This window comes from Bacteroidota bacterium, assembly GCA_017303905.1.
Taxonomy (GTDB): domain Bacteria; phylum Bacteroidota; class Bacteroidia; order B-17B0; family Aurantibacillaceae; genus JAHEYG01.
This window is the reverse complement of sequence record JAFLBH010000002.1, coordinates 431,468-448,067: the sequence shown is the minus strand read 5'-3', so window position 1 is coordinate 448,067 and position 16,600 is coordinate 431,468. Positions and strand designations below refer to the sequence as shown.

Genomic DNA, 16,600 nt, shown 5'->3' with positions numbered 1-16,600 from the left:
ACTTTATCACAGATTTTAAAATAGTACGTATGTACTAGGAGGATAACAGGCTTTTTTGAAAATTTAGAATTATATTTATTGCATTATGAGGTGTTTACTTTTAATCTTCTTAATTGTTTTTAATATCGGCTTATATTCCCAAACCGAACCCAAATCATTTCTTGAAAAGTACCATCAAACGAAAGCAAAGGTGATTATAGACTCAGCTGTTGTAGATACTTTTTTTAAATTGATTTATACCCTTCAGTTCGATCATGAAAAACTGGCCGATTCATTGGCAACTGATTTAGTTACTTATGCGAATACAAAAGATAATAATTACTTAAAAGCAAAATCTTTTCTCGTTAAGGCGATGATTGATGATTATCAGAATGAATATTTACCCGCCATTCAAAATATCAAACAAGCCATCAGTTATTTAGAAAAAGGTAAGCCCGGTGGAAATTTATGTTACGCGTATCAATTACTGGCAACGCTTTACAATCGTACCGGTAATATCAGCTTGGCGCAGCAGGCAGGAATGCAAGGATTAAAAATGGCACTTCAATTAAAAAATAATGTATTAATCTCCAATGCGTACAATTTTTTGGGAGTAGGTTTTAATAAGGATAAGAAGTATCAAAAAGCCATTGGAATCTTTTATAAGTTGATTCAGTTATCCCTGCAAAATAACGATTCTAATATGCTTTCAAGAGCTTATACAAATATTAGTATCTCCTATCGGAATTTAAAGTCTACCGACAGCGCATTAATATATGCCAAAAAATCACTTGTTGTTGCAGCCAACAGAAATCAAATTTATGATATTGCTTATGCTTATAATGATATTGGTGTTGCTTATTTGGAAAGTAATCATCTTGACAGCGCACTGTCCTACTTTCTTAAATCTATTAAAATCAGAGAAGAAATCAGCGACAACTGGGAGTTGGGCTATACTTATACCTACGCGTCGATAGTTTACGAAAAGCTGAAAGAACCCGCTATGAGTTTGCACTATGCGCATAAAGCCTTATCTATTACAAGTAAGAATAATAATGTGAAACAAAGATTTATGGTTTTTGAGCACTTATCAAATTTTTACAAGCAACAAAGAAAGTTCGATTCAGCTCATTTTTATCTCGAAAAATATGCTTTTTTAAAGGATTCGTTTAACACAGCGAGCTTTCAACTTAATACTGATGCGCTTATTGCTTCTTATCAATTTACTGAAAAGCAAAAGGCAATTGAGTTATTAAATCAGGTTAATCAAAATCAAACTTCTAAAATTAAAAATCAACAATTGTTTATTTGGATGTCGGTAATAAGTTCATTTTTACTTGTCGTTATTGCTGTTTTGATGATTAGATCACGTAAAGAAAAAGCTAATCAGGCCATACTGCAAGCTAAGTTTGAAGAGGAATCACTTAGACGTTTAGAAGCGGAAAAATATCAAAAGGAGAAGGAGAGGATCTCACGCGATTTACATGACAATGTTGGCGGACAGTTATCCTACATATTGTATTCTATTGATGGATTAAACAATGAAAATGCTGATAAACGTGAGACGACTGTTAAGAATATTAATCAAGTTGCAAAAAGTGTCATAGATAATTTGAGAGATACCATTTGGGCAATTAATGACGGAAATATTTCATTGTATGATTTCTGCGATAAGCTAAAAGTACACGCGCGTACCATGTTTAAAAGCAGCGATACTGAAGTTGTTTTTAAAGAGTCTTTAGAGATAGCTCCGGATTTAAATCTAACCTTAGGGCTAAATTTATATCGTATATGCCAGGAAATTTTGAATAACGCGTTTAAATATTCTAAAGCTTCTAGCGTCCAAATTACTGTTAGTTCAAATGAGAGAATTGAAATTGTTATAGAAGATAATGGAGTGGGGTTTAATCTTACAGATGATAAAAAAGACAGTTATGGTTTAAAAAATATTAGGAACAGGGCAGAAGAATCTAACGTAATAATGGAATTTTATTCCGAAACAGGTAAGGGCACTAAATATAAATTACTAGTAGATTCGTACTATTTGAATTAAGTATTAAGTCATCCAACTTTATGAGTAAAAAAATGACATATATTGCGATAGTGGACGACAAACGAGTTTTACGGACTGCGCTTGAGGAAAAACTCAATAGTTTTGATAACTACTCAGTGTTATTTACAGCCGAAAACGGAAGGGATTTTTTGGAAAAAATGGTGGAGGCTAGAAAATCACGAGAACCGGATGTGGTACTAATGGATATTGATATGCCTATTATGAATGGCGTAGAAGCTGTTGAAGAGGGGAAAATAAGATTTCCCGAATTGAAATATCTAATGCTTACCATTTTTGATGAAAATGATAAAATATTCAGTGCGATTAAAGCCGGAGCCGATGGATATCTTTTAAAAGACGAATCCATTGAAAAAATTAAAGAAGCTATCAATAATGTTTTAAATGAGGAAGGAGCGCCTATGAGTCCGAGCATAGCACGGAGAGCCCTTAATTTATTAATGAGTGCAAACATTGAGTCGTTTAATAAATCAGAGGTAAAATTGGATTATCACCTTACAGATAAAGAAAAGAGCATATTAATGTACCTTATTGACGGTTTGGAATACAAAGAAATTGCCTCCCACCTCGATTTAAGTCCGAATACTGTTCGCAATCATGTAGCCTCAATTTATAAAAAGCTACACGTTACGTCGAGAGCGCAGGCTATTAAACTGTACAATAGGAATAAACTATAATTCTTAAATTTCTTAAAATAAAAAACCCTCTTGGTCACTGAGCTTGTCGAAGTGAAAGAGGGTTTTTTATTTCGAAAGGAAGTTTTTACTGCATTTCCATTACCTGCTTGGCATGGTTGGCTGTATCTACTTTTGTAATGACATTCTTGATTATTCCATCACCATCAATAATAAAGGTGGTACGTACTATGCCATCATAAATATTTCCTGCCAGCATTTTTTGTCCCCAAACATCATAAGCTTTAATAATGTTATGGTCAACGTCGGCTAACAATGGAAAAGGTAAATTGTATTTATCCGCAAAACGCTGATGTGATTCAACATTATCCGCGCTTACGCCAACTACCGCATAGTTATTATTACTCATGTATTGGTATTCATCACGCAAACTGCACGATTCCGCTGTACATCCCGGTGTATCATCCTTAGGATAGAAATACAGAATGATGGTTTTACCCATTAAATCACTGCTTCTAACCGAGTTTCCATGCTGGTCTTTTCCTTCAAAATAAGGAGCCTGCATGCCTTCACGTAAGGAAGTAGTGTGTGGTACAAAAGGTGCTTTTTCTTCAACTGCCGGCGTATGATTAGTGGATGCATGCTGCACAGGAACATTCACTTTTGCTGCTTTCACTTCTTTCACCGAAGCAGGTTTGTTTACTTTAGCAACTTTCTTTTTCGCTACAGGTTTTGCAGCCTTTTTCACTGCTTTCTTCGCTACTTTTTTTACTACTTTCTTAGCCGGTTTTTTCGCAGCTTTTTTCACCGATTTTTTTGCCGGTTTTGATTTTTTGCTTTTCGCTTTGACAACTTTTTTGGCTTTCGGTTTTGATTTCGCCTTTACCTTTTTCGCTTTTTTGGCAGGCTTTGCTTTTTTGGCCTTCGCTTTTTTAGCTTTTGCTTTTACAGCGGGCTTTTTACTTTTTGCTTTTACTTTTTTCTTTGCCATAATGTTTAATTTTTACGTTTTGTGAATAATATTTACACCATTCTTTCAATTGGCAATCAGAACATTTGGGCGACCTTGCCAAGCAGGTATAACGCCCGTGTAAAATAAGCCAGTGATGGGCTCTGGGAACCAGATCTTCAGGGATAAATTTAATAAGTTGCTTCTCACTTTGCAAGGGATTTTTTGCATTGGTGGTTAATCCTAAGCGATTCGACACCCTGAAAACATGCGTATCCACCGCCATGGCCGGCTTATCGTATATAACCGAAGCTATAACATTGGCGGTTTTTCGGCCAACGCCGGGTAGTTTTACCAATTCCTCCACCTCAGAAGGTATCACCCCTTTAAAATCTTCAATCAGCATCTTAGCCATGTTTACCAGATGTTTGGCCTTGTTATTCGGGTAAGAAATGCTCTTTATATAGGTAAAAATGGTATCCGAATTGGAGGCAGCCATTGCTTCTGCCGTAGGAAAATGTTCAAATAATGTCGGCGTAATCATATTCACACGCTTATCTGTACACTGTGCCGAAAGTATCACTGCTACCAGTAACTCAAACGGATTATTATAATGCAATTCGGTTTCCGCAACCGGCACATGGGTTTTAAAGTAATTTAAGATTTTGTCGAAACGTTCTTGCTTAGTCATGCAAAAAATAGTGTTAACTTAAGGCCTGTATTTTGGCATTAAATTAAGCTATTTTGAGAACTATGTTTCCATTTAAGTACATTATTTTTTGGTTAAGCTTGTCGGGGCTTTTCTTCGGGTGTAATCCCAATAAAGAGGAGAAACCTAAACACCATGGGATAACTAAAAAAGCCTTGCAAGACCAATTTGTGAAGGCTAACCAACAAGTGGTGCAAAAGGAAAATGATGAAATGGATTATTATGCTAAATCGCACCAAATGAATTTTATAAATACTGATTTTGGTCTGCGTTATTACGTGTATGAAGCCTCCGCTAAGGGAGATTCGATTCGTGATGGTGATGAAATCACTATGGAGTATACGGTTTCTTTATTGGATGGAACAGAATGTTATTCTTCAGCATCTGAGGGACCGAAAACATTTAAAGTTGGGCACGAAAATCTCGAAAGCGGTATTCATAAAGGCGTTCAATTTCTTAAAAAAGGCGATAAAGCCCTTATCCTAATACCGTCTCATTTAGCGCATGGTTTATTGGGAGATATGAATAAAATTCCGCCACAACGTGCTATAGTGTACGATGTAAAAATCTTAAATAAGTAGTTTGTGAAGTACAAAGTATCCTACATTCTTGTTTTTGTTTCTTTACTGATAGTGTATTCGTCGTGTAAGCGAAAACACCAACTTTATTTTGATGATTACTCGCGTAACGAGGCCGGTTTGTATTATAAAATGCTAAAAATCGGCGATGGTGATTATAAAGTGGGGCCTTGGGATGATGTTACTTTTACCTGTAGTTTCAAAAAATTAAACGATTCGGTTTTCTTCTCTTCTTCGCGTGAGAAAATTTATTTTAATCCGGAAGATTCCCTGCAAAAAACTTTGTTTGTGAGTCATTTTTTGGGTTTGGTAGAGGGAGACAGCATTTCATATTATGTAAAAACACAAAATTTATTTACCGATTATTTTCAGGTACCGGTGCCTGATTATTGCAAAAATGATTCATTGATCAGAGTTGATGTTCGTATTTCCCACCTCGAAAAGGAAGTGAAAATTTCGGAAACAGAATTAAAAACCATCAAAGACTACATAGCTCAAAAGGATTTGGATGAGGTGGTGGAATTGCCCAATAAGATTTTCGTACTCGAGAGAAAAACATCGGAAAGTGCGGATAAAGTAACAAAAGGCAGAACAGTAGTTTTAAGTTATAAAGGGCGTTTTTTAAATGATAGTTTGTTCGATGCGCCATTCTATCCTTTACAGTTTGTATATGGTACTCCCGACCAGGTTTTAAAAGGCATAAATTTTGTTATAAAGGGCATGAGTAAAGGCGAATATGCCAAAATAATCTTACCTTCGTACCTCGCATATGGCGAACGCGGAAACAGCAATGCAACAGTACCTCCGTTTACACCTTTGCTTTACGAAATAACAATAACAGATATAAAATAAATAAACAAAATGAACAAACTTCCCTTACTTGGTGCCGCATCAGCCGTTTTAGCTTTTACAGCCTGTAATAATTCAGAATTTGAAGGCTTTACGAAAGCCGAGAATGGCATGCACTACAAGTTTTACAACAAATCAGAAAACCCTATTACACCAAAAGAAGGTGATGGCGTTGGATTTACGTTTACTATTAAGAAATTCACAAACGATTCTATCATTGTAGATTCAAAAAGTGTAAGCCGTGATGGCAGCGGAATTTTCCGTTATATTTTACCAAAATCTTCATTCGTAGGAAGTATTGAAGATGCATTGCAAATGATGGGGCAGGGTGATAGCGCGTCGTTTATCATTAAAGCTGATTCTTTCTATTTAAAAACACAACGTTTCAACGAATTACCTCCATTCATTAAACCGGGTGAGAATTTAGTGGTAACAATGAAAGTATTGGAAGTTAAATCTCGTGCCGAATTAGAAAAGAACCAAAAACAGCAACAGGCTGAAATGGAAAAAATGATGGCTGAACGCCAGGCAGCAGAAAAACCGGAATTAGATAAGTATTTAGCGGATAATAAAATTACAACGAAGCCAACCGCTTCCGGATTAATTTTTATTGATGTGAAAAAAGGCTCAGGTCCAAAACCTAAAGCAACAGATAATGTAGTTGTGCATTATACCGGAACTTTATTGGATGGCACTAAATTTGATAGTTCATTGGATAGAGGAGAACCTGCTACCTTCCCGTTAAATCAAGTGATTCCGGGTTGGACAGAAGGTATTCAATTAATGAGCAAAGGCGGAAAGGCTAAATTAATTATCCCAAGTAATTTAGGTTACGGTCCACAAGGTACCGGTCCGATTCCTCCATTCGCTTCATTAGTATTTGAAGTAGAATTGTTAGATATCATCGACGCAAAAGATATTCCTACCGCACCGGTGCAGGAAATCAGTGCGGGACAATAATCAGAGAACAAGAAATAAATTCATAAAACATACACTATGAAAAAAAGTATCGCATTAATGGCAGGTTTGTTATTCGCAACCGGCGCCATGTTCTCACAGAAAACTCAAAAAGTAAAAATCAGTAAAATGGACAAAGAATTTTTAGCAAAGCAAGCAGACGGCATTTACGCCAAATTTGAAACTAACAAGGGAGATATTTATTGTTTCCTTGAACATAAGAAAACGCCTATGACTGTTGCCAATTTTGTTGGCTTAGCAGAAGGGAAAATTAAGAATGATAAAAAAGCAGAAGGAACACCGTACTACGATGGTAACAAATTTCACCGTGTAATCCCAAGCTTCATGATTCAGGGTGGTTGTCCAATGGGAACCGGTATGGGTGATCCGGGTTATAAATTCCCTGATGAAATTGATACAACTTTAAAACATAAAGGTCCAGGTATTTTATCAATGGCGAACGCAGGTCCAAATACAAACGGTAGTCAGTTTTTCATTACACACGTTCCAACCCCTTGGTTAGACGGTAAGCATACCGTATTCGGACATGTAGTACAAGGACAAGATGTAGTGGATAAAATTGTAGGGAACGATACCATTAAGCATTTAGTGATTTTGCGTAAAGGAAAAGAGGCTGAATCATTTGATGCTGCAAAAACTTTCGAAACAACAAAAACAGATTTAGTAAAGAAAGCGGAAGAGAAAATCAAAGCTGAAACCTTAGCGATGGAATCTATCTTAAAAGAAAAATTCGGAAGCGCGCAAACGACTGGTTCAGGTTTAAAAATCATGATTGAAAAACCGGGTGACGGACCGGCTCCAAAAACCGGAGATATGGTAAGCGTACACTATACCGGAACTTTATTAAACGGAACTAAATTCGATAGCTCAGTAGATCGTGGTCAGCCAATTTCATTGCCAATCGGCGTTGGACAGGTAATTAAAGGTTGGGATGAAGGTATCATGATGTTGAAGCAAGGTGGAAAAGCTAAATTAATTATTCCTCCACATTTAGGATACGGAAGTCAGGGTGCAGGTGGAGTTATTCCTCCAAACGCATGGTTAGTATTCGATGTTGAATTGATTAAAGTAGGAAACTAATTTTTCATGAATAACGAGGAAACAAAGGAAGCGGTAACGAAAATCCTTACAGATTACCTCGAGCAAAACGGACACCGTAAAACAGCGGAACGTTTTGCGATATTGAATGAAATATATTCTCATGAGGGACACTTCGACATTGAAGGATTGTACCTCATGATGAAAAATAAAAAGTATAGGGTAAGTCGTGCTACTTTGTACAACAACATCGAGTTAATGTTGGATGCAGGATTGGTAATTAAACACCAGTTCGGAAAAAATTTAGCACAATTTGAAAAAGCCTATAAGTATAAGCAACACGATCATTTAATTTGCAGCGATTGCGAAAAAGTGTTTGAGTTCTGCGATCCGCGAGTGATGCAGATACAAAAGATGACGGAGAATATTCTGAACTTTGATATTTTCCATCATTCCTTGAATTTTTTCGCAAAATGCCGTAACTTGAAGGAAAAAGGAAAGTGCGAACATTACACGACCCGTAAGACTTAATCGAACGGGCTATTAATAATCATAGTAATAAAATCGAAAAGCTTAATTAGTCCTAAAGCAGATTAAGTTCTTCGGGTTAAAAAATAAGACATGCTATTTGAATTTTCCATATCCGAAAAAAATAAATGTACTATAGTATCCTTAACCGGAGAATTGATTGAAAAAAATCAGGCGGCTGATTTGATTAAGAAGGTGGAAGAATTAGTGGCTGCCGGCAATAATAAGATTGCGCTTAATCTGGAAGGGTTAAAATACATGAACAGCAGCGGACTTAATACCTTAATTCAGTTGCTCACTAAAACGCGTAACAGTGGCGGAGAAACGGTGATTTACAACATGAATAAAAAAATCAACGAGTTACTTTTAATCACCAAACTCAATACACTTTTTAAAATTGTTGATTCCGAAGATCAGGCATTGAAATTGTTAAGCGTTTAATCTTCAGGGCTAAAACCCTATAAGAATAAATTTTAGCATAACCCCGGACTTCAGTCCGGGGTTACTTATAAAAAGAAGAATGGGCTTTAGCCCTGAAGAGAGGGGAGATTAGAATTAATTAAACAGTACGACAAATGAACTTCTTTAACGGATTCATAAAAGGGTTTTCCAACGCATTCAAATCATTTGATGTATTATTTAATAAGGGCCTTTGGCCCTTTTTGCTTTATCCTTTAGTCATTTGGGTATTAACCTGGCTATTGAGCTTAGCCGGAATAACAGTGCTTGCCGATTGGTTTGCTAACTGGACCGCTGAAGCATTGGAGTTTGATAAAATACCGGATAGCGGACATTGGCTTTCATTTGCCAAACCTTTTTTAACCGGATATTTCAGTGTATTTGTGTTTTGGGTAGTGAAAATTTTGTTTTGGTTTATCTCCGGAACATTTTCAAAGTATGTTTTATTAATTGTTCTTTCACCATTATTTGCATTGCTCTCTGAAATTGCCGACGAAAAACTCACCGGACAAAAATTTCCATTTTCATTTCCTCAATTAATGAAAGACATTGTTCGCGGTACCATGATAGGCTTGCGTAATATGATGATAGAGTTTGGTATTATTATTGGCTGCTTTATTGTGACCTTATTTTTTCCGCCATTAGTGATTGCAACCACACCGTTTTTGTTATTGGTGAGCTGGTATTTCACAGGCTTCTCCATGATGGATTACAATACCGAGCGTTACCGTTACAACGTGAGCGACAGTGTGCGTTTTATTCGCGCTAATAAAGGATTGGTGATAGGGATTGGTTGCGTTTATTGGTTGTTCATGAGTATTCCAACATTTGCCGGAGATATCATTGGATTAATGTTTGGTCCGGCTATCGCTTCATTGGGTGCAACGATAAGCTTTCTGGAATTAAGGAATCAAAAAAGTGCTTAACTGTTTTTAGTTAATTCTGCAAGTATAGATTAAATTTAGATACGTATTCCAATCACGCAAACATCATCCACTTGTTCTTGTTCACCTTTCCATTCATTAAAAGCTAATTCAAGTTTTTCTTTTTGTTGTGAAAGTGGTAAGGATGCTATATTTTCTAGAGTTTCACTAAACTTTTTGTACTTAAATTTTTTTCCTTGTGGACCGCCAAATTGATCACTATAACCATCTGTTAGCATATATAAAATATCTCCATGTGTATAATTCACGTTATTTAATGTAAATGGGTCTTGTTTTTCACCTTGACCTACTGGCATTTTGTCGTATCCTAATTCATTGAGAGTATTATTTGTATATATCAATACTCTATTATTAGCGGACGCATAACTAATACGGTTAGCTGCCTTGTCAAAACAAATTAAAGTGCCGTCAAATCCATCCTTTTGCTCTTCTTTTGAAATGCTCTCAATTAATTTTTTTCGCACGTAATTTAAAATATGGTCAGGACTATAAATCCCTTTTTCATTGATAGCTTCACTTAAAAAGCCAATATTTAATAAACTCATAAATGCTCCCGGTACGCCATGGCCTGTACTATCACAAACGGCGAGATAGAATTTATCATTTGCCAAAGTAGCCCAATAAAAATCCCCACTTACGATGTCTTTTGGTTTGAACAGAACAAAAAAGTCGCGCAAATTTGATTTGAGTAAGTCCTCATGTGCTAAAAGTGTATATTGAATTCGTTTCGCGTAGTTTATGGAGTCAACAATGGCTTTTTGTTTTTCTTCAATGATGTGTTTTTGAAGTGATATTTCTTTGTTAGCTACTTGCTTATTTCTATATGCGTTAAATGAAACAAAGGCAATGACCAACATTAATAAAAAACCAAATACTCCTCCGTATGTAAATAAGCGTTGTTGTGCAATTTCGTTTTCGTGTTTATTTTGTTCTATTAATCTTAAGTTAGCTTGTGCTACACTGTCTGCTGCTGCCTTTTTTTCGTATTCAGACTGAAATTGTTGACGTAAAACGGCTCTTTTGTTTTCAACTCTTTCTAAACTATCTCTCATCTTCACATATTGTTCGAACATAATTAATGATGGCCCGGTTTTGCCCATTTGTTTATAGATTTTATATAAGAAGAAACTTGGATTTTTGATAAGATAGGGGTAGCCAAGTTTATTAGCAATTGTTAATGCTTCTAATGCAAATTTTTCTGAATTACCAAGCTCATTTCTATTGAAATAAATATCAGCAAGTAATCCATAAGCATTAGCAAGTTCATTCAGGTTTTCCCCTTTTTTAAGAAGATTACAACTTTGATTTAAGGCAATAATAGCACTGTCAGTATTTCTTAATTTATAATAATTACCTGCAATATGTATCAAAGAATTTCCAATTCCTACATTATCTCCCAGCGATTCGTAAATTAATTTTGCCCGATTAAAATAGGAGAAAGCATCTGAATATTTTTCATTCCGGTGAAATACTTCACCAATGTTTGTAATAGTTAATGCCATGGATTGTTTTTCACCCACTAACTCAAATAATTTATTTGCCTTTTCATAGTTTTCAAGTGCCTTATTTAAATCTCCCTGATTATGATACAATCTTCCTATGTTATTAAGAGCTAAGGCCATTTGACGTTTCTCATTTTGTTGGTCAAATATTTTGTAAGCTTTGGAATAACAATTAATAGCTGAAACAAGGTCGCCTTGATCTTTATAAATTGAACCAAGATTGTTTAACGAAGTGCCAACGCCAAGTTTATCATGGTTTTTCTCCTTTAGATTTAATGATTTTATATGCCATTCAATGGCTTTATCTATGTCGCCTTGCTTTTTATAAATATTGGCCATGTTGTTTGTAGTAGAAGATAGGCCGGTTAAGTCATTTAATCTTAGTTGAATTTTGTAAATGTCTTCATAAATTTCCATAGCCTTTTTAGTATCATTCTTATAAGTTGATAATTGAAACGCGATGTTACTTAAAGCATATGTTTTATAAATCAGAAATGCGTTATCCTCGCCGCCTTTTTCCGACATTTCCAAGGCTAATTGATTATATCTCGGCCAAATTCGCTCATCACCCAATGTGTTTGCTAAAAACATAACATATCTGAGTCGAATCGAATCATGATTTGCTTTATGATATAGAGGTAGAATAGAGTCAAAAAGATATTTATCCTGAAAGGAAAGTTGTGTTTGCTCGATGCTGTCTAAAATAAACCAGGACTTGCCTATTTTATTTTGAGTGTAAGCTAAGAGGTTATACACTACAAAAAATATTAGATAAATTTTTTTCAATCGTATAGTAAATATAAAAAAAAACAGGCACCAAAAGTGCCTGTTTTAATATAAAGTAAAAGTAAAGTTACAAATGTATCACTTCACCATAAGCTGCAGCTTCCATAATCGCTTCGCTCATGGTAGGGTGAGGGTGAACAGTTTTAATTAATTCGTGACCTGTTGTTTCTAATTTACGAACTGCTACACATTCTGCTACCATTTCAGTAACGTTAGCACCAATCATGTGCGCGCCTAATAACTCACCGTATTTAGCGTCGAAAATTAGTTTAATAAATCCATCGGATGCGCCTGAAGTTTTAAGATTACTGTTTGGATTTTGCCGGTTGCTAATACTACATTCAATAAAAAAATTAGTTTAGGACTATTCTGTAGGTTTTACTATTAATTTTAATCAGATATAGACCTGCAGATAATTTATCAAGATTAAATTCTGTTGTGCCTTGAAAAATATTTCTTTTTAAAATCTCTTTTCCCTCTGAATTATAAATTTCTACAAATTCTTCCTGACTTGTAGTTGAAATGAAAATTAAATTACTGGTAGGGTTTGGATAAATTGAAATATTATTCTTTAAATTTATTTCATTAACATCTGTACATGGATAAACGGTTAAGGGATACACACCACTAGATGCACATCCGTTAACGAATGTACCATAAACCATGTAATTTGTAGTTACAGATGGAGAAACGACTATTGTTTGTAAATTAGAACCTGTGTTCCAAGAATATGTTGACGCCCCATTAGCTGTAATTGTGGCTGTTTGTTGACAAGACGGTCCCCAAATCCATCCAGGAGCACTACATGTAAATGTGATTATAGGACTTGGTTTTATGGTTATTGTATGTGAAGCAGTTGAATTGCAAACTCCTGAAATCCCGATGACAGAGTAAGTTGTTGTAGTAAATGGAGTAACAACAATTGTATTGGTTAATGGACCTGTGCTCCAAATGTAACTTGTACCACCGGTAGCGGTTAGCGTTGTTGTTGTTGCGTAACATATGCTATCAACTCCAATAATAGAGATAGTAGGAGATGGAATAACAGTCATTCCCAGTGTAGTTGAATTGATACATCCATTTAAATCAGTACCGGATAATGAATAAGTTGTAGTTACCGTTGGACTAACATTTAGAGTGTTTGAAACTATTGATGAATTCCATGTATATGTATTAGCTCCGGTTCCTATTAATGTCATGTTTTTACCAAAACACAAAGTGTCATTCCCTACAATGCCGATTGAGGGTAGAGCATTTACAAACACAAATACTGATCCACAAGATGCTAAGGAACCAACACATCCTCCTTCACCTCTTACATAATAAGTTACATTTGCAGGTGCAGTATGAGTCATGACAATGGCTGTGCCTGTACCCACAGGAGTTCCGCCACAACCACCAATATACCAAGTCCAGTTGCTTGCGTTATTAAGATTGGCTCCACTTAAGCTTACTGTATTGGTAACACCAATGCATGTAACAGTATTTGTGGTAACAATAGGTACAGATGGGAATGAACAAAAACTACCATACTTAACTAAAAAACCACTAAAGAGAGTTCCTTTACCTTCGCTACTCGATAATAATGTTGTACTTGTTGGGTCAAATTCGATCAGATTTCCTTTATATCCACCTGTGGCGTAAAGTGAGCCATTATCATCAGTATAAAGTTCGTGTTTGGATCCGGAATTTGCTCCAACTATACTAAAGGCGCCTTTAAAAAATGAATTTGAACTTGGTGTAAAATTAGTATTATAGCATGCTATATACTGGCTATAATAACCCGGAGAAGAGATTGTATAGGTTTGGTAAGTAGGTGGATTAAAATCAACAGTGTTATAAAAGAAACCTGAAACATATAAGTTTTCTTTATATAAAGCCAAGTCTGCACCAACATCGTAATTATTGCCTCCAAGATTAAATACCCATTTGAAAAATGAAGACGAGGAGGGTAGTTGAGTTCCGTCATATTTTGCAACAAACGCATCACTAAATCCTAATGAGCTTGTTCCATTCATGCTTGAAGAGGGATTAAAATCTATTCCGGTACCATGAAAAGTTCCAGTAATATATACACCACCAATAGAGTCAACGCATATTGCTGTAGCTTCATCGTCACCTATGCCGCCAGCGTTAAAAGCCCATTGTGTAAAAGAAGCTGAAGAAGGAGTGAGATTTCCATTGTACTTAGCCACGAAAATATCCAAGTTAGCATTTGCGGTTAATGTGTATGATGAACTTGTTGATGGATCAAAGTCAATATTATTCCCGGAGAAACGACCACAAACAAAAACATTTCCAGCCTTATCGGAGGTAATATCAAAACCTAAATCATAGTTGCCATTACCTCCAATTAGAAATCCCCATTTATGAAAAGAGGATGATGCAGGCGTAAGGCTTCCATCATATTTGGCTAAAAAAACATCTTGATTGCCGGGGTTTGAAATTGCGATATTAGTATTGATTGAAGGGTCGAAATCAACTGTGTCTGAAACATATCCTGTTACATAAACTTGCTGAAGTGAATCAACATCAAGGCCGAAAACCATATCCGCCCCGGTTGCGCCACCAATCGGAAATGCCCATTTAAAAAAACTGGTTGAGCCGGGCGAAAGATTACCATCGTATTTTGTAATCAGAATGTCTAATGCACCCGGAGGATTTAATGTAAAAGTGTTAGGAGATGGATCGTAATCATTGTTGTTTAATGTACCTTGAGAGGCTAAGTATACATTTCCATAAGGATCTACATCTAGTTCTTTACATTCTGAATAGATATTAAAAGCCCATAAGAGGTTACCACTACTATTATATTTCGCAACGAATCCTCTGCCATTTATTGAATTCAATTCCCAAATGCCCGGCCCTAAGTCAAAATCAATTATTCCTGTAAAATTTCCTGCGGCAAATACATTTCCATTTACATCAGTGGCAACTGTATTAACATAATTACCCGCATATGAATTTCCTAAAGGAAATGCATTGATGTAATTTCCATTGTTAGAGTATATGCCACAAAACGCATCACCGCTTATTGGCCAGGTGGAGCTAAGGGTATTAGAAGCAGACGAAGGGTCGAAATCCACATTTTGTCCGGAGAAAGCACCTGTAACTACAATATTAGATGTAACGGGATTAAAGTGAATTGCGTTTCCAACATCACCATAAATACCGCCAATATTAAAACTCCATTTTAGAAAGCCTGTTGCAGTTGGATTAAGATTATTATCATAGGATGCAACAAAAACATCATTTGCAATTGCGGATAAGGAATAGGTATTAATTGACGGATCAAAATCTGCTTTTTTCCCAAAATAACCCGTAAGATAAATATTGTTATTCTTGATGGTTACAGATTTACCCATGCTGCTAGTAGAGTCACCAATTGCAAAAGCCCATTGATAAAAACTTGTTGAAGTTGGAGTTAAATTTCCATCATACTTCGCCAAGTAACAATTAGTTGAACCACCAAGAGAACTTATAGTAGATGTAACGGAAGAAGGATTCATATCAATATTACTCCCTGAAAAATTACCTGTCACATATAAATAACCCAAACTGTCTATATCTAAGCTATAGGCTACATCTTGTATGGGGCCACCAAAATGAAAAGCCCATTTATAAAAAGAGGTTGAACTAGGTAATAAATTTCCATCGTACTTTGCAACAAACGCGTTACCATTTCCTCCATTGAAATTAGCTGTCCCAGACGATGGATTGAAATCCGCAGTACTAGCAAATTCCCCAGTTAAATAAACGTTACCACTAGCATCTGTTTCGATACCATATCCGCTATCACCTGCAGTTATTCCACCAATGGCAAAAGCCCATTTGAAAAATGAGGTAGAAGAAGGTGTTAGATTAGCATCATATTTTGCAACAAAAACATCAGCATTAGCACCAACTGTGTAACTATTGACCGATGGGTCAAAATCCGATGAAATATTAAAGTGACCAGTCACATAGATATTTCCTAAACCATCAACAGTTAATGCATTCGCTTGATCTGTCCAAACGTTTCCAATTGGAAATGCCCATTGAAAAAAACTTGTAGAATTAGGAGTTTGATTACCATCATATTTAGCAATAAAAGCGTCAGTTGCAAGTCCGGTACCCAAAGCGTTTAAAGAGAAAGTATTTACTGACGGATCGAATTCTATGTTGTTTCCTGAGAATAATCCACAGATATAAATATTTCCTGCACCATCTAGTTTTATTGATTTGATAGAAGCGATATCGGAGCCCCCAATATTAAAGGCCCATAAAAAATTACCGTTACTTGTGTATTTTGCCACAAACCCATCTGTAGAGCCATTTGCTAATAGAGTATAAGTGCTTGTAGAGGAAGGATCAAAATCAACGCGTCCTTTAAATTCTCCTACAATATATATATTCCCGGCGGCATCAGTTGCAATTCCGTAACCTTCATCTAAGCCTCCGTCAGAACCAATGTTCTGCATCCAGGCTGGTATTGGTAAAGTCTGGCCGAATGAAAATCTAACCAAGCACATCAAAATTAAGACGACGTTTCTCATTTAATAACTTTTTTCTCAGTAATATTTTTTTGAATAATTGAATTAATATCGAACTCTATT

The 16,600-nt window shown here is 35.8% G+C and carries 13 protein-coding genes and 1 pseudogene; 9 read left to right on the top strand and 5 right to left on the bottom strand.

The window, feature by feature from the left end:
• Positions 1 to 85: 85 nt before the first annotated feature.
• Both J0L69_09665 and J0L69_09660 read left to right on the top strand, forming a co-directional pair.
• Positions 86 to 2,032, top strand: a complete 1,947-nt coding sequence (locus J0L69_09665) for a tetratricopeptide repeat protein (GenBank protein ID MBN8693454.1) — start codon at positions 86 to 88, stop codon at positions 2,030 to 2,032.
• A 20-nt stretch (positions 2,033 to 2,052) separates the two neighbouring features.
• Positions 2,053 to 2,727, top strand: a complete 675-nt coding sequence (locus J0L69_09660; protein MBN8693453.1) for a response regulator transcription factor — start codon at positions 2,053 to 2,055, stop codon at positions 2,725 to 2,727.
• An 85-nt stretch (positions 2,728 to 2,812) separates the two neighbouring features.
• On the opposite strand, the gene bcp is transcribed toward J0L69_09660, so the two are convergent.
• Both bcp and nth read right to left on the bottom strand, forming a co-directional pair.
• Positions 2,813 to 3,250: a thioredoxin-dependent thiol peroxidase gene (gene bcp / locus J0L69_09655; GenBank protein MBN8693452.1), complete on the bottom strand. Its 438-nt coding sequence runs from the start codon at positions 3,248 to 3,250 to the stop codon at positions 2,813 to 2,815.
• Positions 3,251 to 3,644: 394 nt separating this feature from the next.
• Positions 3,645 to 4,325, bottom strand: coding sequence for an endonuclease III (gene nth, locus J0L69_09650; GenBank protein MBN8693451.1), 681 nt, complete (start codon positions 4,323 to 4,325; stop codon positions 3,645 to 3,647).
• Positions 4,326 to 4,387: 62 nt separating this feature from the next.
• Between nth and J0L69_09645 the strand changes: the two genes are divergently transcribed.
• The 7 genes from J0L69_09645 to J0L69_09615 all read left to right on the top strand — a co-directional run bounded on the left by J0L69_09645 (position 4,388) and on the right by J0L69_09615 (position 9,699).
• Positions 4,388 to 4,924 (top strand): FKBP-type peptidyl-prolyl cis-trans isomerase, encoded by a 537-nt coding sequence (locus tag J0L69_09645; GenBank protein ID MBN8693450.1) that lies wholly within the window; start codon positions 4,388 to 4,390, stop codon positions 4,922 to 4,924.
• A gap of 3 nt (positions 4,925 to 4,927) precedes the next feature.
• Positions 4,928 to 5,773, top strand: coding sequence for an FKBP-type peptidyl-prolyl cis-trans isomerase (locus tag J0L69_09640; GenBank protein ID MBN8693449.1), 846 nt, complete (start codon positions 4,928 to 4,930; stop codon positions 5,771 to 5,773).
• Between the two features lie 312 nt (positions 5,774 to 6,085).
• On the top strand, positions 6,086 to 6,730 hold the full coding sequence (locus tag J0L69_09635) for an FKBP-type peptidyl-prolyl cis-trans isomerase (protein ID MBN8693448.1): 645 nt from the start codon (positions 6,086 to 6,088) through the stop codon (positions 6,728 to 6,730).
• Between the two features lie 126 nt (positions 6,731 to 6,856).
• Positions 6,857 to 7,828: a peptidylprolyl isomerase gene (locus J0L69_09630; GenBank protein MBN8693447.1), complete on the top strand. Its 972-nt coding sequence runs from the start codon at positions 6,857 to 6,859 to the stop codon at positions 7,826 to 7,828.
• Between the two features lie 6 nt (positions 7,829 to 7,834).
• On the top strand, positions 7,835 to 8,317 hold the full coding sequence (locus J0L69_09625) for a transcriptional repressor (GenBank protein MBN8693446.1): 483 nt from the start codon (positions 7,835 to 7,837) through the stop codon (positions 8,315 to 8,317).
• 90 nt (positions 8,318 to 8,407) lie between these two features.
• The gene (locus J0L69_09620; GenBank protein MBN8693445.1) at positions 8,408 to 8,755 is read left to right on the top strand and encodes an STAS domain-containing protein; all 348 of its coding nucleotides are present in this window, start codon (positions 8,408 to 8,410) and stop codon (positions 8,753 to 8,755) included.
• A 134-nt stretch (positions 8,756 to 8,889) separates the two neighbouring features.
• A complete protein-coding gene (locus J0L69_09615) occupies positions 8,890 to 9,699 on the top strand; it encodes an EI24 domain-containing protein (protein MBN8693444.1) in 810 nt (269 codons plus the stop codon).
• A gap of 35 nt (positions 9,700 to 9,734) precedes the next feature.
• Here J0L69_09615 and J0L69_09610 read toward each other — a convergent pair whose 3' ends face one another.
• From J0L69_09610 to J0L69_09600, 3 genes and pseudogenes are all read right to left on the bottom strand, one after another.
• Positions 9,735 to 11,975, bottom strand: a complete 2,241-nt coding sequence (locus J0L69_09610) for a tetratricopeptide repeat protein (protein MBN8693443.1) — start codon at positions 11,973 to 11,975, stop codon at positions 9,735 to 9,737.
• 97 nt (positions 11,976 to 12,072) lie between these two features.
• A pseudogene (locus J0L69_09605) lies at positions 12,073 to 12,300 on the bottom strand (dihydrolipoyl dehydrogenase).
• Between the two features lie 58 nt (positions 12,301 to 12,358).
• Positions 12,359 to 16,516, bottom strand: coding sequence for an SBBP repeat-containing protein (locus J0L69_09600; GenBank protein ID MBN8693442.1), 4,158 nt, complete (start codon positions 16,514 to 16,516; stop codon positions 12,359 to 12,361).
• Positions 16,517 to 16,600: the final 84 nt, after the last annotated feature.